Source organism: Bradyrhizobium sp. CFUWI (assembly GCF_056429085.1).
This window is the reverse complement of sequence record NZ_JBWJZE010000004.1, coordinates 167,302-185,591: the sequence shown is the minus strand read 5'-3', so window position 1 is coordinate 185,591 and position 18,290 is coordinate 167,302. Positions and strand designations below refer to the sequence as shown.

Genomic DNA, 18,290 nt, shown 5'->3' with positions numbered 1-18,290 from the left:
GGCGCCCGCGCGGCGACTAGCGCGCGCGGGCGCTCTGATCCGTGGGGGTCGTCTGCGACGGGTCGGCCAAGTGGTCGTCGATCGCATAGAGCGTGCAGGTAGGCGACCACTTCAGGCAGGCGGCGAGCGAGTCGCGCTGGGCCTCGTCGCCCGTGCTGCGTCCCGCGCGCCAGCCGTAGCCGCCGTTCGGCGACACCGCGAAAGCCTTGTGCGGCTGCATGTTGGCGAGATAGCGCGCGAACTCGGCCCGCGCGGCCTCGTTGAGCTGGCGCGGCGGCGGCAAGGAATCGGGCGGGCTCAGGATGTCGCGGCCAACGAGGGCGCGCTCGCGCAGGAAGGCGTCGACATAGGGCGTCCATTGCGGACGGCCCGCCACCGAATAGAGATAGTGACCGTCGTCGCCGTAAGCCGGCGCCGCGACGAATGTCGCGTTGCCGCCACCGGCGCGAAACCCGTCATGGAGGCGGCGCGTGAGCTCGGGGCCGAAGTAGGAATCGTTCGCCGCATAGACCCAGAGCGTCGGCACGCGCGAGGTCTTGCCGAAGGCGGTGAAAGCCTGCACCAGTCCGTTCGGATTGCAGACATCGTCGTCGTCGCGCGAGCCGCGGCCGCCGGCGAAGTTGATCGCGGCGACGAGACCGGGCGGGGCCTGCGCGGTGAGCGCGATGGTTGCGAGTCCGCCGGCGGAATGGCCGGCCGCGATCATGCCCGACGTCGTCACATCGGCCCGGCGCGCCATCGCATCGATCGCGGCGCGCAGATCGGCAACTGCGACTGCGGCTGCGGGCAAGTAAGCGGCCTTCGCGCAACCGCCGACGCTGTCGACGCGTCCGCCGGGCGAGGTGCCGTAGCCGCGCCGCATCACGATCAGCGCCGCAAAGCCGCGCCGGGCATATTCCAGCGCGATGCCGTAATATTTGTGCGCGGACATCGTCGCGCGGTCGTCGAAGCTGCGCGGAGAGCCGTGGCTCAGCAGCGCCAGCGGATAGCGCTTCGCTTCCGCCGGGCGGACCAGAAAGGCCTCGAGCCCCTGCGGCCCCGCCTCCGCCATGGGGATGCGCAGGTCCTCGGTGTAGAACTCCGCGGCGCGCGCCGGCGCCACCGCCGCGACGAGGCCGGCGATCAGCAGAAGCAGCTTGCGCAGGAGAGCCATGGGACGATTCGACGGGCTTCGATGCCGTGGAGCATAGCATGATCCCGTAGCCCGGATGAGCGAAGCGACATCCGGGTAGATGGTCCCGCATGTCGCTTCGCTCATGCGGGCTACGGTACTCGCTTAAAGGAACGCCTGCCCGGTCGCGCGTGTTGTGCCCTTGGCGCGAGCCCGGTTATGGTGCTCCGCTATCTCTGTTGCGACAGAACGAGGATCTTCCAGTGGCTGATGTTCATCCCGCGGCGGGCAAGCAGGCTTCGCCGGACGCGCTCACCAATATTCCGCGGCTGGTGACGGCCTATTTCGCCGGCAAGCCCGATGCCTCCGATCCCGCGCAGCGCGTGGCGTTCGGCACCTCCGGCCATCGCGGCACCTCGTTCAAGAACACTTTCAACGAAGGCCATATTCTCGCGACCACGCAGGCGATCTGCGACTATCGAAAGGAAAAGGGGCTGACCGGCCCGCTCTTCATCGGCATTGACACCCACGCCCTGGCCGAGCCGGCGCTGGTCAGCGCCGTCGAGGTGTTCGCCGCCAACGGCGTCGACGTCATGATCGACAAGGACGGCGGCTACACGCCGACGCCGGTGATCTCGCACGCGATCCTCACCTACAACAAGGGCCGCACCGGCGGCCTTGCCGACGGCGTCGTCATTACGCCCTCGCACAACCCGCCGGACGATGGCGGCTACAAATACAATCCGCCGCATGGCGGCCCGGCCGATACCGATGTCACGGGCGTGGTCGAGAAGCGCGCCAATGCCTATCTCGCCGACGCTCTCAAGGGCGTCAAGCGCATGGACTATGCCAAGGCGCTGAAATCTTCGAACGTCCGCGCCACCGACTTCATCACACCCTATGTCGCCGATCTCGGCAACGTCGTCGATCTCGAGCTCATCAAATCCGCCGGCATCAAGATCGGCATCGATCCGCTCGGCGGCGCCGCCGTGCACTATTGGCATCCGATCATCGAGCGCTACGGCCTGAAGGCCACGGTGGTGAACGAGGCGATCGATCCGACCTTCCGCTTCATGACGGTGGATTGGGACGGCAAGATCCGCATGGACTGCTCCTCTCCTTACGCGATGGCGAGCCTGATCGGGATGCGCGACCGCTTCGACGTCGCCTTTGCCAACGACACCGATGCCGACCGCCACGGCATCGTGACCCGATCCGGCGGCCTGATGAATCCGAACCATTATCTGGCGACCGCGATCTCCTACCTGTTCGCGCACCGTCCGAACTGGAGCAGGGACGCCGCGATCGGCAAGACCGTGGTGTCCAGCTCGATCATCGACCGCGTCGCCAGGAAGCTCGGCCGCAAGCTGGTCGAGACGCCGGTCGGCTTCAAATGGTTCGTCGATGGCCTCCTCACCGGCGGCTTCGGCTTCGGCGGCGAGGAGAGTGCCGGCGCCTCGTTCCTGCGCCGCGACGGCACGGTGTGGAGCACCGACAAGGACGGCGTCATCCTCGGCCTGCTCGCCGCCGAGATCATGGCCAAGACCGGCCGCGATCCTAGCCAGCTGTTCGGCGATCTCACCGCCGAGTTCGGCGTGCCGCATTACGCCCGCATCGACGTCGCCGCGACGGGGCCGCAGAAGACCATCCTGAAGTCCGTCACGCCCGAGCAGCTCGGCCTCAAGGACCTCGCCGGCGATCCCGTCCGCGCCACCTTGAGCAAGGCGCCCGGCAACGACCAGCCCTTCGGCGGCATCAAGGTCGAGACCGATTTCGGCTGGTTCGCGGCAAGGCCGTCGGGCACCGAGGACGTCTACAAGATCTACGCCGAGAGTTTCCGCAGTCCCGAGCATTTGAAGCGGATCCAGGAGGAGGCGCAGGCGGGGTTGGCGAAGGTGTTCGGGGGGTAAGGCCCGGCCGAAACGCCGTGCCGCCTTCCGACCGAGGTACGGCCTCACCTACCAAACGGTGTCATCGCCCGCGCAGTGTTTAGCCCGGACAGATCACTGACGGGTGTTCGGAGGCACAGCTGACACATCAAAATGCGCTGGATTGGCCGTCCAATTGGAACTATCTGTATACAGTATGTTTGATTTCGGTATTATAGTAAGGTCATTTTACCCTTGAACGATTCTCGTCCTCCGCTATTGTATACATAACGCATACATAAGCCGTGGGAGTGAGACCGATGACAAAGCCCTTCCCGATGAACGCCTGGTACGCCGCTGCCTGGGATGCCGAGGTGAAGCCGGCGCTGTTGCCGCGGACGATCTGCGGCAAGCATGTCGTGATGTATCGCAAGGCCGACGGCTCGGTGGCCGCGCTGGAGGATGCCTGCTGGCATCGCCTGGTGCCGCTGTCCAAAGGCCGGCTCGAAGGCGACACCGTCGTCTGCGGCTATCACGGCCTGAAGTTCAATGCGCAGGGCCGCTGCACCTTCATGCCCTCGCAGGAGACCATCAACCCGTCGGCCTGCGTGCGCTCCTATCCTGTGGTCGAGCGCCACCGCTACATCTGGCTCTGGATGGGCGATCCCGCTCTGGCCGATCCCGCGCTCGTCCCCGACCTGCACTGGAATCACGATCCGGCCTGGGCCGGCGACGGCAAGACCATCCACGTCAAATGCGACTACCGCCTCGTGCTCGACAATCTGATGGATCTCACCCACGAGACCTTCGTGCACGGCTCATCGATCGGCAACGAGGCGGTCGCCGAGGCGCCGTTCGACGTCACCCATGGCGAGAAGACCGTCACGGTGACGCGCTGGATGCGGAACATCGAGCCCCCGCCGTTCTGGGCCAAGCAGCTCGGCAAGCCCGGCCTCGTCGACCGCTGGCAGATCATCCGTTTCGAGGCGCCGTGCACCATCGCGATCGACGTCGGCGTGGCGCCCGCCGGCACGGGCGCGCCGGAAGGCGACCGCTCGCAGGGCGTCAACGGCTTCGTGCTTAACACCATCACGCCGGAGACCGAGAAGACCTGCCACTATTTCTGGGCCTTCGTGCGCAACTATCAGCTCGGTGAGCAGCGCATCACGTCCGAGATCCGCGAGGGCGTTTCCGGCATCTTCCGCGAGGACGAATTGATCCTCGAAGCGCAGCAGCGCGCCATGGACGAGAACCCGGACCGCATCTTCTACAACCTCAACATCGACGCCGGCGCGATGTGGTCGCGCAAGCTGATCGACAAGATGGTGGCGAAGGAAAGCGCGCCGCAGCGCCTTCAGGCCGCGGAGTAGGTCATGGCCGAGCGTGAGGTCGACCGCTCCGTCTCGCAGACCGTGAAGGCGCAGCTCGCGCTGCGCGACCAGATCCTGTCCGGCGCCTTGCGTCCGGGCGAGCGTATCTCCGAGCTGCAGGCGGTGGAGACCACCGGCGCCTCGCGCACTCCGGTGCGCATGGCGCTGGTGCGGCTCGAGGAGGAAGGCCTCCTGGAGGCGATTCCCTCCGGTGGCTTCATGGTGAAGGCGTTCTCCGAACGCGACATCTCCGATTCCATCGAGCTGCGCGGCACGCTCGAAGGTCTCGCCGCGCGCTTCTCGGCCGAGCGCGGCGTCTCCGCGCGCGAGCTCGAGCCGCTGAAGGAGTGCCTGGCCGCGATCGACGAATTGCTGCGCCAGGTGCCGATCTCGATCGAAGCGTTCTCGTCCTATGTCACGCTGAACGCGCGCTTCCACGCGCTGCTCACCGAATTGTCGCGCAGCCCGCCCTTGATCCGCCAGATCGACCGCGCCTCGGCGCTGCCGTTCGCATCCCCCAGCGGCTTCGTGATGGCGCAGTCGGCGCTGCCTGAGGCGCAGCAGATCCTGATCATCGGGCAAGAGCACCATCGCGTCGTGATCGACGCCATCGAGAACCGCGAAGGCGCGCGCGCCGAGGCCGTCATGCGCGAGCATGCGCGGCTCGCGGTGCGAAACCTGCGGCTCGCGCTGCGCAACCGGACCCATCTCGACCTCTTGCCGGCGCTCGCGCTGATCAAGACCACAACCGATTGAGGGCAGTCACCATGCGCTTCATCGAAACCTGGATTCCTGCAACGCTCGTCTCGACCCGCGACCTTGCGCCCGGCATCCGCGAATTCCTGATCAGGCCGGATCAGCTCGACGTCACGGCCTATCCGGTCGGCAGCCACATCAATGTCAGCGTCACCATCGACGGCCAGCCGGAGACGCGGTCCTATTCGCTGGTCGGCGAGGCCTCGTCGCATGGATTCAGAATTGCGGTGCGCCGCGCCGAGGATTCCCGCGGCGGCTCCCGCTACATGTGGTCGTTGCAGCCGGGCGCGCGGCTCGACATCACGCAACCCGCCTCGCTGCTCGCCGTGGACTGGACGCGGCAGAACTATTGCCTGATCGCCGGCGGCATCGGCATCACCCCGATCCTCGGCGCGGCGCAGGCGCTGGCGCGCCGCGGGTCGGATGTCATGCTGCACTATGCGGTGCGCTCGCGCAGCGAGGCCGCCTATCTCGACGAGCTCGCCGCGATGCTTGGGGATCGCCTCGTCGTCCATGCGAGCGACGAAGGCAAGCGGCTCGATCTCGACGCGCTGTTCACCTCATTGCCGCAAGCAACGCTGGCCCTGTTCTGCGGCCCGATGCGGCTGCTCGATGCCGCGCGCCATGCCTGGATCGGCGCCGGCCATCCGCTGCCCGACCTGCGCTACGAAACCTTCGGCTCCAGCGGCACGCTCCCGACCGAGGCGTTCCGTGTGCGCTTGAAGGGCTCGAATGTCGAGCTGGAAATCCCGCGCGAGCGTTCGATGCTGGACGTGCTCAACGCCAGCGGTCACGACGTGATGTACGACTGCAAGCGCGGCGAATGCGGCCTCTGCGCCATCGACGTGGTCGAGGTCGACGGCGAGATCGACCATCGCGACGTCTTCTTCAGCGACCATCAGAAAGAGAGCAACCAGAAGATCTGCGCCTGCGTCTCCCGCGCGCGAGGGACGATCACCGTGGACACGCTGCTCCGGGCGGACGCGATTTGAGCGAGAGCTTGTTGCAAGAAATGGACGGCGCCGCGGGCTCCTAGCCTCTCCCGCTTGCGGGAGAGGTCGCGCCGAAGGCGCGGGTGAGGGCTCTCTCCTCTGGGGCAGCCCCACTGTGGAGTCACCCTCTCCCCGACCCTCCCCCGCAAGCGGGGGAGGGAGCGCACCTCCCGCCTTGCTGCACGCGGGCCACATAATTTGCCTACGCCGCGAAGGTCGCCCGAAGCTTACTCCTCTCGAGCAGCGCCAGCACGCCGTCCGCCGACACCGGGCGGCTGATCAGGTAGCCCTGAATCTCCTCGCAGCCGATCTGCGTGAGATATTCCAGCTGGTCGGCGGTCTCGACGCCTTCGGCGACCACGCCGATGTCGAGGTCGCGCGCAAGGCCGATCACCGATTTCACGATTGCCGCGCAGTCGCGCTGCACCAGCATGTCGCGGATGAAGGACTGGTCGACCTTGATACGGCTGAACGGCAGCTTGCGCAGATAGGTGAGGGAGGAGAACCCCGTCCCGAAATCGTCCAGCGCCACGGTGACGCCGAGCTGCAGCAGCGCGTTCAGGACCGGCTCGGCCAAGCCGTATTTCGACAGCAGCATCGATTCCGTGATCTCGATCTCGAGCCGGTGCGGGGCGATCTTCGCCTCGCGGAGCGCCTGCACGATGATCTGGAGGATGCCGGCGTTGTGAAACTGTGCCGCGGAGAAGTTCACGGCGACCCTGATCTCGTCGGGCCATTTGGCGACCGTCGCGCAGGCGCGGCGGATGACCCATTCGCCGATCTCGTGGATCAGGCCGGTCTCCTCCGCGATCGGGATGAATTCGCTCGGCGGTATCAGTCCGCGCTCGGGATGTTGCCAGCGCAGCAGCGCCTCGAAGCCGGTGATCCGGCTTTGGTCGAGGTCGAGGAACGGCTGGAACACCAGGAACAGCTCGTTTCGCGCAATCGCGCCCTCGAGGTCCGATTGCAGCGCCTTGCGATCGCGTGACACCTTGTCGTCGTTGGCCTCGAAGAAGCAGATCGTGCCGGGCCCTGCCTTCTTGGCGCGGTAGAGCGCTGTATCGGCGTTCTTCATGATGTCGAGCGGCGCACTGCCGTCGCGTGGCGCCAGCACGATGCCGACGCTGGTGGCGCCCACGATCTGGCGGCCCTCGATGCGGAACGGCTCGTCGAAGGCCGCGACGAAGCGCTCGGCGATCTCGAGGGCGTCTTCCGGGCGCGCCAGATTGGCCATCACCAGCGCGAACTCGTCGCCGCCGATGCGCGCGACATGCTCGGCGGCGCGTGTGCAGCGTTGCAGGCGGCTTGCGACCTGGATCAGGAATTCGTCGCCGGCGGGATGGCCGAACTTGTCGTTGACCTCCTTGAAGCGATCGAGATCGAGCAGGAGCACTGCAAATTCCTCGCCGGACAGCGCCAGTCGCTTGAGCGCGGCCTCGAGCGTCTCGTTGAAGGCGACGCGGTTGGGCAGGCGGGTCAGGGGATCCAGCCGCACCGTGCGCTCCGCCTCGATCTGCCGCGTGACGCGCCGCGCGAACGAGAACGAATTGACGAACACGCCGCGCAACAGCACGCTGCCGTAGACTACGACGAGGAAGGCGATCAGGACAAAGGCCAGATCGCCGTTCCTGCCGAGGCAGATGGCGATCCCGACGAAGATCGGGGCCGTGAAGGCGATGGCTGCGATCGGGATGGTGGCGAAGGCGAGCGCGCCGCCGGCCAGCATGCCCGAGCACAGGCAGGTGATGACGAGCTGGCCGCCGGCCGAGGCGTCGGCAAAGAAGGCGACGGGGACGATGCCCCAGGCGGCGCCAAGGACGAAGGCATTTCGCACCAGCCGGTGCATGGCGCGGCGCGAGACGAATTGCGGCTTGGTGATGCGGCGCGCGGCGCGGGATTGCAGGCCGAACGCGATCGCCGCGCTGGCCACGGCGGCGGCCCAGACCAGGGCGGAGATCCGGTCCGGCGACTGCCACAGTGCGATGGCGAGCACGATGGCGTTGCAGGCATTGCCGAGCATGATGCCGACCGAATAGCCGAGCACGAGCGACATCTGCTCGGCGCGGATATGGCCGGCCACGGCCTCGTCCGTCACGGGACCGCCGAACGCCGACAGATCGCCGGCAAACAGCCGCGCGAAATAGGTGGTCAGTTGAGTCCGCATTCCAGAGCCTGCATACGCCGTTGGTCCGGCTCGGTGCGGAGAATTCGCCGCAAACCTTTGACGAACTATGAATTATCCTCGGCTGCGGGGGCCGGCGCGACCACTTCTGCGTGTTCGTGCAAGAGTATCGATAACAAAATCGATACAAATGCGAGATGGCTGAGCAAGGCTGGCGTCCAACTCCGCTGTCATGTTCTGCGAAAGCGGCATCCAGTACGCCGCGGCTTCTCGGTTCAGTTCACAGGCGTACCGGATCGCCCGGTCCAGCCGGGCCATGACACCGAAGTTGGAGAAGCATCTTGGCGCCTCAGCTTCTTCGGATCGTCATGGGCCCGCTCCTCGATCGGCCTTTTGCCGCACCCTCGGCCGGGCAGGGCATCGCATGTGATTGACACGGGGACTGTCTAGGCTTGCTCCGCCTCTCCCGCCTGCGGGAGAGGCCGACGCGCTCGCAGAGCGCGGCGGGTGAGGGCTCTCGCCGCGTAGGGACGCCCTCACTTATTCTCAACAATCGCTGCGCGGAGACACCCTCTCCCCAAAGGAGGGAGCCCACTGCCGATGCCGCTGCATCCTGCACATCATATACGATAGCCCTGCTCGGCCGGGGGGAGACGTTCTCCTGCTCGCGTGATACGTTTCGTGGACCGACCAGGCCACGCGTGCGCCGCGTCGGCAACGGATACGTTTGCGCTCCCAAGGGCCTGTCCATGAGCGAGCCTTCAGCCGATGTTTCGGCAACGGTCGAATACACGATGGACAAATGGCGGATGGATCGCCTTCCCTGGGCGATGTGGGCTTGCGTCGCCGGCCTTGCGATCGCGCTTCACGCCGAGAGCCGCGGCCAGAGCGGAGCGGCCTTGGCCGCCGTCTATCTGGCTCTCCTGGGTCTGGCGTTCGCAGGCTATGCGCTGACGACCCTGATTGGACGGTCAGGGCTGCCATTGCTTCTGGAATTGTTGATCGGCGTCCTTATCCTGATGGTCGTCTCCGGCGTGATCGGTGTGATCAGCGTGTTGGTCGGCGGACCAAGCGGCCGCTCCAGCTACGTCAGCGCCGCGGGCAGTCTCTATTGGAGCCACCTGGTGAATCCGTCGCTGAATGTTTTCGGCTGGATGTTGCTCTATCTGGGTTTGGGATGGATCGCGTTTTCGACTTACCGGCACTTCTACGCGGATCGGGCGGTGGTCTCCATGTCTGCCGCGGGCATCCGGTTTCACAGGCCCTGGCTCAAGGGTCTCTTCATTCCCTGGCATGAGGTGCGCGGGGTGGGCCATCTCGTCGTTCCCGGCATCTCGGGGGTGCCGTTCGTCAGTCCATATGCTGCGGCCGTCACGGTCGGTCAGGAGTTCTATGAGCAGCATATCGCTCCGAGGCGCAGCTTCTTCGCGCCACCCGGGTCTGAAGCCATGTTCCAGCCGAAAGGCGAGATGATGCAGGTGGTGCTCAACAGCGCCGACATGACGGTCAAGCCGGAAGATTTTCTCGGGCCTGCCGAGGCGCGATGGAAAGCATTCCGGGATCAACCCGGGTCGTCATCCCGGAACGGCAGTACCATCGTCTATGGACGGTGGTCGATCAACGGCTCTGCGCGGCAGGCCGTCTGGTTTCTTGCGCCTCTGATCGGCATGGCCGTGGTTATGCTGTACCGATGATGGCCATCCGCGGAAGCACTCAGCGTCCGAGCTGTTTGGGATCGTAGAAGAAGCGCTCCTCGATGATCTCGTTGCCTCGCCAGGTCTGCCAGGCGATCTCTTCCAGCGTCCGCGTCACGCCCTCAGTGTTGGTGAAGGAGAATTTCCAACGGCTGGCGACAATGTCGCCATCGATCAGGCTTGGGCCGATGCGCACGGCAGTGACTGTCTTGAACGCTGCCAGCACGCCACGCTCTTTGTCCGCAAGCTTGTCGCGCCCGACCACCGGCGCGGCGAGATTCTCGTAGGTCGCGGCATCCGGCGTGTAGTAGTCGAGGATGGCTCCGACGAAGTCGCCATCCTCCAGCCTCTTTGCGAAAGCCTCGACGATCTCACGGCTCGGCATGATGCACCTCAGGAATAAAACCGACTGTTAGTCGGTAAATACCGACCGACGGTCGAAAAGTCAACTGGCGGCCGGCAGATGATTGGATTAGACGAGAGCCATGGCGAAACAGGCGGAGCGGCGGGCGGCGACATCGGAAGCGATCCTGACGGCGGCGCGCCGCCTGTTCGGGACACAAGGCTTTGCCGCCACCACCATGGACGAGATCGCGGATGGTGCCCGTATCGCCAAGGGCGCGGTCTATCATCACTTCAAGACCAAGGAGGCGGTGTTCGAAGCCGTGTTCGACCAGGTCTCGCGCGACCTCGTCGTGGAGATCGATGGGGCCGCGCGCGCGGAGAAGGACGTGCTCGCCGCGATGGTCGCCGGCACCCAGCATTACTTTGCCGCGACCGCGAAGGGTCCGACCGGCCAGATCATCCTGCGCGACGGCCCGGCCGTACTCGGCTGGGAGCGCTGGCGCGAGATCGACGCCAGGCATTTTGGCGGCAAACTGCCGCGAGCACTGTCGGCGGCGATGGACGCGGGCCTGATCGCGCGGCAGCCGGTCGAGCCCTTGGCGCGGCTGCTGCTTGGTGCGGTGACCGAGGCCGCCGTCGCCTGCGCCGGGCGCGCCGATATCGCAAGGGCCGGCGCGGAATATGCCCGTGCGTTCAAGTCGCTGATCGAGGCGCTGCGCGCCAGGGCATGATCGTGCTAGTGACGAACCGGAACGCCCGCTCCAACAAGAAGAACAGCAGCGCATGAACGCAAACTCCGCCCTTATGCCGTCCGATCCCGAATTCGATTACATCATCGTCGGCGCCGGCTCTGCCGGCTGCGTGCTGGCCAACAGGCTGTCGGCGAACGGTCAGCACACCGTGCTGCTGCTCGAGGCCGGGCCAAAGGATTCCAACATCTGGATCCATGTGCCGCTGGGCTACGGCAAGCTGTTCAAGGAGAAGAGCGTCAACTGGATGTACCAGACCGAGCCGGAGCCCGAGCTGAAGGGCCGCCAGGTGTTCCAGCCGCGCGGCAAGACGTTGGGCGGCTCGAGCTCGATCAACGGCCTGCTTTATGTCCGCGGCCAGCACGAGGATTACGATCGCTGGCGCCAGCTCGGCAATACCGGCTGGGGCTATGACGACGTGCTGCCCTATTTCAAGAAGGCAGAGAACCAGTCGCGCGGCGCCGATCAATATCACGGCACGGGCGGACCGCTGTCGGTCTCCAACATGGTCGTCACCGACCCGCTGTCAAAGGCCTTCATCGACGCCGCGGTCGAGAGCGGTCTGCCCTACAACCCTGATTTCAACGGCGCCACGCAGGAGGGTGTCGGGCTGTTCCAGACCACGACGCGCAACGGCCGCCGCGCCTCGACCTCGGTGGCCTATCTCGGCCCGGCCAAGGCGCGCAGCAATCTCAAGATCGAAACTGGCGCGCTCGGCCAGCGCGTGCTGTTCGAGGGCCGCCGCGCCGTCGGCGTCGAATATCGGCAAGGCGCGCAAATCCGCCGGGCCCGCGCGCGAAGAGAGATCGTGCTGTCGAGCGGCGCCTACAACTCGCCGCAGCTGCTCCAGCTCTCCGGCGTCGGTCCCGCCGATCTCCTGCGCAAGCACGGCATCGATGTCGTACTGGACGCGCCGGGCGTCGGTCACGACCTCCAGGACCACATGCAGGTCCGCATCGTGATGCGCTGCTCGCAGAAGATCACGCTCAATGATACCATCAATCATCCGCTTCGCCGCACCATGGCCGGCGCGCGCTATGCGTTGTTCCGGAAGGGATGGCTGACTATTGCGGCCGGCACCGCGGGTGCGTTCTTCAAGACCAGCCCGCGGCTCGCCTCGCCCGACATCCAGGTGCATTTCCTGCCGTTCTCGACCGACAAGATGGGCGAGAAGCTGCACGACTTCTCCGGCTTTACGGCGTCGGTATGCCAGCTCCGACCCGAGAGCCGGGGTTCCCTGCGCATCAAGAGCGCGGACCCGACGGTGCCGCCGGAAATCCGCATCAACTACATGTCGACCGAGACCGACCGCACCACCAACGTCGAAGGCATCAAGATTTTGCGCAAGATCCTGAACGCGCCGGCGCTGAAGCCGTTCGTGATCAGTGAATACGATCCCGGCGCGAAGGTATCTACGGATGCCGAAATATTGGATTATTGCCGCGAGCGCGGCAGCACCATCTACCATCCAACCTCGACCTGTCGTATGGGCAACGACCCGCTCGCGGTGGTCGATCAGCGGCTGAAGGTGAGAGGGCTCGAAGGCATTCGGGTCGTCGACGGCTCGATCATGCCGGACCTCGTGTCGGGGAACACCAATGCGCCGATCATCATGATCGCCGAAAAGGCCTCCGACATGATATTGGAGGATGCGCGTTAATTCGCGGCTCGAAAGGACAACGGCTTGGCTACGCGACTGAAGATCGGCACCCGCAAGAGCGCGATGGCGCTGGCACAGACGGAAGAGATCGCGCGCCGCCTGACCGCCGCCGTGCCCGGTCTCGACGTCGAGATCGTCAAGTTCGACACCACCGGCGATCTCGACCAGACCAGCAAGCTATTGCCGCATGGCGGCAAGGGCGGCGCCTTCGTGGCGCAGATCCGGGCCGCCGTGCGGTCGGGCGAGCTCCAGGCAGCGATGCATTCGCTGAAGGACATGCCGGGCAACGAGGACACGCCCGGCCTCGTCATCGGCGCGACCTTGTCGCGCGATCCGCCCGGCGATGCGCTGGTGCTGCGTGATGGCGTGACGCTGGAGGCGTTCCGGAAAGCGCGCGGCCGAGGTTTCAAGATCGGCACCAATGCCGTGCGGCGCGCAGCCTATGCGCGCCGGCTCTTTCCGGAGGCCGATATCATTCATTTTCGCGGTGCGGCCGACACGCGTGTGCGCAAGCTCGATAACAAGACGAAGCAGCGTCTGCCCGATGGTGGCGAGGTGGGGCCGGCGGACGCGCTGATCATGGCACGCTCCGGCCTTGATCGCGTCGGCCTGTCTCATCGCATCGCCTATGAGTTCACCGCGGCCGAAATGCTGCCCGCGGCGGGGCAAGGCATCGTCGCCGTCGAATGCGCGGCGCAGGACTGGCAAACGCGAAAAATCCTGTCATCGATCGACGATCTCGCCGCGCACGCCTCTGCCGATGCCGAGCGCGAGGTGCTGTGGGTGCTGAACGGTCACTGCAATTCGCCGGTGGCGGGCTTCTCGACCATCGCGGGCGATCTTATGTCGCTCACCGCATCCGTGCTCGACCTCTCCGGCAACACCATCATCGAAGCTTCGCGCGAAGGCCCCGCCGATCGCCCGCGCGAGCTCGGCCGTGCGGTTGGTCTGGATCTGCTGATCAAGGGCGCCGGCGAGATCATCGAGCGCAGCCGGCCGCGCTGAGCCTCATTGCGCAAGCACCGCGCCTGTTTTGCCCGACGCGTCAAATGCGCGTCTGCGCGGCGTCATGCCGGCCCAGCTTTATCAATGACTTGTCTACTGTGCATGGGGTTGTTTTCGCGTTTTTGTTTGGGCCGACCACAACAGCTCGTCATGTCCGGGCTCGTCCCGGGCATGACGATGCGGACAGACCGCTCGCCGATCATCCCCGCACGCGCTTGACCATCTGCTCGACATGGGCGATCGGCGTTTCCGGCTGGATGCCGTGGCCGAGATTGAAGATCAGGCGCCCCTGCGCAAAATTGGCCAGCACGTTGTCGACCGCGCGGTCGAGGGCGGCGCCGCCCGCGATCAACACCAGCGGATCGAGATTGCCTTGCACGGCGACCTTGCTCTGCACGCGTTCGCGGATGAAAGCCGGCTCCGCGGTCCAGTCGATGCTGACTGCATTGACGCCGGTCGCCTCGACATAAGCGGGCAGCAGCGCGCCGGCGCCGCGGGGAAAGCCGATGATCTTGGCATCCGGCACCTTGGCCCGCACGCCCTCGACGATGCGCCGCGTCGGCTCGACCGACCAGCGTGCGAATTCGGCCGGTGGGAGCACGCCTGCCCAGGTGTCGAAGATCTGCAAGGCATTGGCGCCGGCTTCGAGCTGCGCCAGCAGATATTGAACCGAGTTCTCGACCAGCACGTCGATGATCTTCGCGAACGCCTCCGGATGCCGGTAGGCCATCATCCGTGCGGGCGCCTGGTCGGGCGTGCCCTGGCCGGCGACCATGTAGGTCGCGACCGTCCACGGCGCGCCGCAGAAGCCGATCAGGGCGACCTTCGGGTCCAGCGCGCCGCGCACGAGCCTGAGCGCATCGAACACCGGCTGGAGCTTGCCGAAATCGGCGCGCGGCGCCAGCGTTGCGACCTTGGCGGGATCATCCAGCGGATCCAGCCGCGGGCCCTCGCCGACCTCGAACCGCACCGAGCGCCCGAGCGCGTAGGGGATAACGAGAATGTCCGAGAAGATGATCGCGGCGTCGAAACCGAACCGTCGAATCGGCTGCAGCGTCACCTCGGCCGCAAGCTCCGGGTTGAAGCAGAGGTCAAGGAAGCCGCCGGCCTTGGCACGCACCTCGCGATATTCCGGCAGATAGCGGCCGGCCTGCCGCATCATCCACATGGGCGGGATGCTCTGGCGCTGGCCGGAGAGCACGTCGATGAAGGGCTTTCTTGCAGATTGGGGCACGAATGGTCCTGAACGGGGTTATCGCCCCTGATACACCGCCTCGGCCCTCAGCGGAACAGGGGAACCAGCGCAACAGGGCCGCGTTGACCCAGCCGATGGAGGACATCATGGCTGAGACATTCAATCCCGCGCCGCACGACAAGCATGCCGACGATCTGCATGAGGCGCTGGCCGCCGATCAGCAATCCAAGCTCGACGCCGGGCTGAAGGACACCTTCCCCGCGTCCGATCCCGTGAGCGCTGCCCAGCCGACGCCCTCGAAGGCCGATGCTGAGGCCGACCATCCCTCGCTCTGGGACAAGGTCAAGGCGATCTTCAGCTAGCGGGCGGAGGCACGCCGGTTTCCGATAGGCTCGCTAATATGTTGTTAGCGATGCGATGATTGCGGTGTCCGTAGGACTACCGGGAAACGGGTAGATCGCCCGTATTTTCGTAGCGATTTCAGAGTTCACTAATAGAAGCGGCAGAGGTTCCGAAACATCGGAGAATTCTGCCGCATGAGCCCTGCGACCCATCGAACCGGATGGAGCCACCTGCCGTTGCGTGCGGCGGCTTTCGTCGCGCTGACCTGCGTGGCCATCCTTGGCGTCAGCGGCTGGCGTGAATGGGCCGCGCGGGAGGCGGTGCTCAGGGAGGCCGAGGCCGAAATGGCGAACGTCGTCCGGTCGCTGACCCAGCATGCCGAGGACAGCCTCGATCTCCTGGATTCCGGCGTTGTCGGCGTCGTCAGCCGGCTCGAGATGGACGGCACCGCACCGGTCACGATCGCGAAGCTGCGCACCCTGTTGGAAGCGCGCAAGAAGGCAATCGAGCGCATTCACAGCCTCGCCATCATCGACGATCAGGGCAACTGGCTGACCTCGCCCGGTACGATCGGGTCAACGCTCAGCGATGATGCGTTCTTCCGCTATCATCAGCTCTCCCCGAAGCGAGAGCCCCATGTCGGCCGTCCCGTAAAGAGCCTCCTGGATGGAGAATGGGTGGTCACGTTGTCGCGCCGCTTCAACAAGCCGGACGGCAGCTTCGGCGGCGTGGTGCTCGCGACCATCAGCTCAAAGTATCTTTCGCATTTCTACGAGCAGTTCGAGATCGGCCGCAACAGCTCGGTGTCGCTCACGCATGGCGACGGCCTGATGATCGCGCGCAATCCCAGCAACGAGGCGTTCGTCGGACGCAGCGTTTCCGACAAGCCGTTGTTCCGCGACGCCAGCCTGCAACGGCCGAGCGGCGCCTATCATTTCAAGTCGCCGCTGGACGGTGCCGAGCGCGTCAGCTTCTTCAAGCGCAGCAGCCGCTTCCCGCTGCTTCTGCTTGCGACAGTCGACAAGGACGAGTTGCTCGCGCCCTGGCGTGCCGCGGCAATCTCCCGCATGCTCTATGTCGTCGCGCTGGTAATGCTGATCGCGGTCATCGGCGCCGTGCTGGTGCGGCAGCTGCAGCGCGGCCAGAGCATGGCCGCGGCGCTGGTCGAGAAGGAGGCGCATTTCCGCCTGCTCGCCGAAGGCTCCAGCGACATGGTGACCCGCATCGGGCTCGACGAGCGCCTGCGCTATGTCTCGCCCTCGTCCGTGCGCGTCGTCGGATGGCGCCCCAATCAATTAATCGGCACGCCGGCGCTGGCGGGCATCAATCCGGAGGATCTGCCGGCGGTCCAGGCCATCGTCGACGCCATGAAGCGTGGCGAGCGGGAGGAGGCGCGCCTCACCTACCGCAACTCGCATCGGCAGAACGGCGAAGTCTGGCTGGAATCGACCATGCGGGTGACGCGCAAGGACAATGGCCGCGTCGACGGCGTGGTCGCGATCTCCCGCGACATCTCCGAGCACAAGAAGCTGGAAACCAGGCTCGAGACGCTGGCGATCGAGGACAGCCTCACCGGCCTTGCCAATCGCCGCCGCTTCGACGAGCGGCTGAAGGAGGAATGGGCGCGCGCCTATCGCGACCGCTCCAGCCTCGCTTTGCTGATGATCGATGTCGATCACTTCAAGGCCTATAACGACGAATACGGCCACCCCGCGGGCGATGCCTGCCTGCGCCTGGTCGCGCAAATCATCGCGGCCGAGACGCAGCGCGCCGGCGATCTGGCGGCGCGCTATGGCGGCGAGGAGTTCGCCATGCTGCTGCCGAGCACCGATGCCGCCGGCTGCGCCCAGGTCGGCGAACGGATCCTCAAGGCCATTCGCGAGGCCGGCCTTGTTCATGGCAGCAATAAGGCCGCCGGATGCGTCACCGCCTCGGTCGGCGGTGCGACCTGCCGGCCCGCGCTGGAGCGCACGGCGGGCGTGAGCTCGCTGGTCGAAGCGGCCGACCGCGCGCTCTACGCCGCCAAGGACGCAGGCCGCAACCGCCTGATGATGTCCGGCGAACTCATGAATCTGATGCCCAAGGCGTCCGGCCAGTAAGCCGCTCAATAATGCGGCGGAGGCTCGTTGGCCGGTCCAGGCGCATTGGCCTCGGCCTCCTGCAGCCGCTGGCCGAGCTCCGCGATCTTCCGCGTCAGCACGTCGATCTGCTTCCACTGCGCGGTGATGGTCTGGTTCAGCGTCTCGATCGTGTCGTCCTGATAGGCGAGCCGCGTCTCCAGCGTGTCGATGCGCTCGCTCAGCGTCCTGATCTCATTCGTCACGCGTTGCGTCCTTATTCCGTTCGCGCAGACCATGGCCGAGCGCGACGCGCTCGTCGAACACGAAGCATTCGCCGCGCCAGCGGCTCTGCGCCTCCGGCACCTCTTCCAGATATCTGAGGATGCCGCCTTTGAGGTGATAGACCTCGGCGAAGCCGCGCGCGCGCAGATGCGCGCTCGCCTTCTCGCAGCGGATGCCGCCGGTGCAGAACATCGCGATCCTGCGATGCCTTGCCGGATCGAGCCGCTCGGCGGCAAAATCCTTGAACTGGCCGAAGCTCCTGATGCCGGGGTCGACCGCGCCCTCGAACGTCCCCATCGCCACCTCGAAGGCGTTGCGGGTGTCGAGCAGCAGCGTGTCGGGCGCGGAGATCAGTGCGTTCCATTCGCTCGCATCGACATAGGTGCCGACCTGGCGGGTCGGATCGGCAGCCTTATCGCCAAGGGTGACGATCTCCTTCTTCAGCCGCACCTTGAGCCGCCCGAACGGCATCGCCCCGGCGGTCGAGAATTTCAATTCGAGATTGTCGAGCCTGCCGTCGAACATGTCGCCGTGCGCCAGCTCATGGGCGAGGGCGTCGATCGCGTCCGGCGCGCCGGCGAGCGTGCCGTTGATGCCCTCCTGCGCCAGCAGCACGCTGCCCTTCAGCTTCAGGCCGGCGCAGAACGCGCGCAGGGGCTCGCGCAGCTCGCGGTAATCCGGGAGGGCGGCGAATTGGTAGAAGGCGGCGACCTTGGTGACCGAATGCGGATCAGACATG

16 protein-coding genes are annotated in these 18,290 nt (G+C 65.8%); 10 read left to right on the top strand and 6 right to left on the bottom strand.

What is annotated here, in order from left to right; genetic code table 11:
• Positions 1–16: 16 nt before the first annotated feature.
• The gene (locus tag AC066S_RS11320) at positions 17–1,153 is read right to left on the bottom strand and encodes an alpha/beta hydrolase family protein (RefSeq protein WP_478269681.1); all 1,137 of its coding nucleotides are present in this window, start codon (positions 1,151–1,153) and stop codon (positions 17–19) included.
• Between the two features lie 221 nt (positions 1,154–1,374).
• On the opposite strand from AC066S_RS11320, the gene pgm reads away from it, so the two are divergent.
• From pgm to AC066S_RS11300, 4 genes are all read left to right on the top strand, one after another.
• On the top strand, positions 1,375–3,021 hold the full coding sequence (gene pgm / locus AC066S_RS11315; RefSeq protein WP_478269680.1) for a phosphoglucomutase (alpha-D-glucose-1,6-bisphosphate-dependent): 1,647 nt from the start codon (positions 1,375–1,377) through the stop codon (positions 3,019–3,021).
• 278 nt (positions 3,022–3,299) lie between these two features.
• Entirely contained in the window at positions 3,300–4,349 is a 1,050-nt protein-coding gene (locus tag AC066S_RS11310; RefSeq protein ID WP_126260544.1) for an aromatic ring-hydroxylating dioxygenase subunit alpha, read from the top strand.
• 3 nt (positions 4,350–4,352) lie between these two features.
• Entirely contained in the window at positions 4,353–5,105 is a 753-nt protein-coding gene (locus AC066S_RS11305) for a GntR family transcriptional regulator (protein WP_478269679.1), read from the top strand.
• An 11-nt stretch (positions 5,106–5,116) separates the two neighbouring features.
• Positions 5,117–6,097, top strand: a complete 981-nt coding sequence (locus tag AC066S_RS11300) for a PDR/VanB family oxidoreductase (RefSeq protein ID WP_478269678.1) — start codon at positions 5,117–5,119, stop codon at positions 6,095–6,097.
• 202 nt (positions 6,098–6,299) lie between these two features.
• Here AC066S_RS11300 and AC066S_RS11295 read toward each other — a convergent pair whose 3' ends face one another.
• Positions 6,300–8,261, bottom strand: coding sequence for a putative bifunctional diguanylate cyclase/phosphodiesterase (locus AC066S_RS11295; protein WP_478269677.1), 1,962 nt, complete (start codon positions 8,259–8,261; stop codon positions 6,300–6,302).
• A gap of 659 nt (positions 8,262–8,920) precedes the next feature.
• Between AC066S_RS11295 and AC066S_RS11290 the strand changes: the two genes are divergently transcribed.
• Complete coding sequence (locus AC066S_RS11290; RefSeq protein ID WP_478269676.1) at positions 8,921–9,913, top strand: hypothetical protein; 993 nt, start codon at positions 8,921–8,923, stop codon at positions 9,911–9,913.
• A gap of 19 nt (positions 9,914–9,932) precedes the next feature.
• Here the strand turns inward: AC066S_RS11290 and AC066S_RS11285 are convergent, their stop codons facing one another.
• Complete coding sequence (locus AC066S_RS11285) at positions 9,933–10,298, bottom strand: nuclear transport factor 2 family protein (RefSeq protein ID WP_135166303.1); 366 nt, start codon at positions 10,296–10,298, stop codon at positions 9,933–9,935.
• Positions 10,299–10,398: 100 nt separating this feature from the next.
• Here AC066S_RS11285 and AC066S_RS11280 point away from each other — a divergent pair, with 100 nt between their 5' ends.
• Genes AC066S_RS11280 through hemC form a run of 3 tightly spaced genes read left to right on the top strand, consistent with a single transcriptional unit; the run spans position 10,399 to position 13,672 of the window.
• Complete coding sequence (locus tag AC066S_RS11280; protein WP_478269675.1) at positions 10,399–10,989, top strand: TetR/AcrR family transcriptional regulator; 591 nt, start codon at positions 10,399–10,401, stop codon at positions 10,987–10,989.
• 52 nt (positions 10,990–11,041) lie between these two features.
• Positions 11,042–12,667 carry a GMC family oxidoreductase gene (locus AC066S_RS11275; RefSeq protein ID WP_126260538.1) on the top strand — a complete coding sequence of 542 codons (1,626 nt, stop codon included), beginning with the start codon at positions 11,042–11,044 and terminating at the stop codon, positions 12,665–12,667.
• 24 nt (positions 12,668–12,691) lie between these two features.
• Positions 12,692–13,672, top strand: coding sequence for a hydroxymethylbilane synthase (hemC, locus tag AC066S_RS11270; RefSeq protein WP_478269674.1), 981 nt, complete (start codon positions 12,692–12,694; stop codon positions 13,670–13,672).
• Positions 13,673–13,871: 199 nt separating this feature from the next.
• Here the strand turns inward: hemC and hemE are convergent, their stop codons facing one another.
• Positions 13,872–14,906: a uroporphyrinogen decarboxylase gene (hemE, locus tag AC066S_RS11265; RefSeq protein WP_478269673.1), complete on the bottom strand. Its 1,035-nt coding sequence runs from the start codon at positions 14,904–14,906 to the stop codon at positions 13,872–13,874.
• Positions 14,907–15,013: 107 nt separating this feature from the next.
• On the opposite strand from hemE, the gene AC066S_RS11260 reads away from it, so the two are divergent.
• Together AC066S_RS11260 and AC066S_RS11255 are read left to right on the top strand one after the other, a co-directional pair.
• Complete coding sequence (locus AC066S_RS11260) at positions 15,014–15,229, top strand: hypothetical protein (RefSeq protein WP_164718943.1); 216 nt, start codon at positions 15,014–15,016, stop codon at positions 15,227–15,229.
• A gap of 174 nt (positions 15,230–15,403) precedes the next feature.
• Positions 15,404–17,308 (top strand): diguanylate cyclase, encoded by a 1,905-nt coding sequence (locus tag AC066S_RS11255; protein ID WP_478269672.1) that lies wholly within the window; start codon positions 15,404–15,406, stop codon positions 17,306–17,308.
• A 5-nt stretch (positions 17,309–17,313) separates the two neighbouring features.
• On the opposite strand, the gene AC066S_RS11250 is transcribed toward AC066S_RS11255, so the two are convergent.
• Both AC066S_RS11250 and trhO read right to left on the bottom strand, forming a co-directional pair.
• Positions 17,314–17,532: a SlyX family protein gene (locus tag AC066S_RS11250; RefSeq protein ID WP_135166296.1), complete on the bottom strand. Its 219-nt coding sequence runs from the start codon at positions 17,530–17,532 to the stop codon at positions 17,314–17,316.
• Positions 17,522–18,289 carry an oxygen-dependent tRNA uridine(34) hydroxylase TrhO gene (trhO, locus tag AC066S_RS11245; RefSeq protein ID WP_478269671.1) on the bottom strand — a complete coding sequence of 256 codons (768 nt, stop codon included), beginning with the start codon at positions 18,287–18,289 and terminating at the stop codon, positions 17,522–17,524. The genes AC066S_RS11250 and trhO overlap by 11 nt, the downstream gene beginning before the upstream one ends.
• Between the last annotated feature and the right edge of the window lies 1 nt (position 18,290).